This window comes from Elizabethkingia argenteiflava (assembly GCF_009904105.1).
Lineage (GTDB): Bacteria > Bacteroidota > Bacteroidia > Flavobacteriales > Weeksellaceae > Elizabethkingia > Elizabethkingia argenteiflava.
In genome coordinates this window covers 1-346 of record NZ_JAAABJ010000497.1, presented here as the reverse complement: position 1 = coordinate 346, position 346 = coordinate 1, and the positions used below count along the sequence as shown (strand labels likewise).

Sequence of the window (346 nt, the reverse complement as noted above, 5' to 3'; positions counted from 1 at the left end):
CTAATCCTAGTGCAACCTCAATGTAAAAGCGACTCTTTTTATATAAAAAGAGTCGCTTTTAATTATCCAACCCATTTTAGTGCGATAAGCTTATTTAAATTATATTATTTATATTAGCATAAATAAAATAGGATGTTAGAATACTACAAAAGGGCAAGGCTTTTCTCCATATTTGATAATGATTTTTACAAATTAACGATGCAATGCGCTGTAACCAAGATATTCCCCAGACAAGTCGTAAAATATGAATTTATCAACCGAGGAAAACACATCTACCCTGAAGGCTTCGCTGATGAGCTGAGCAAGGCTATCAAGGAAATGTCGAAACTAAAACTGAGCCCTGAGG

General features: G+C 34.4%; 1 pseudogene. It reads left to right on the top strand.

Going from position 1 to position 346, the window contains the following annotated elements:
* Positions 1 to 132: 132 nt before the first annotated feature.
* Positions 133 to 346 (top strand): annotated as a pseudogene (locus tag GNY06_RS06580) (nicotinate phosphoribosyltransferase); the annotation flags it as partial.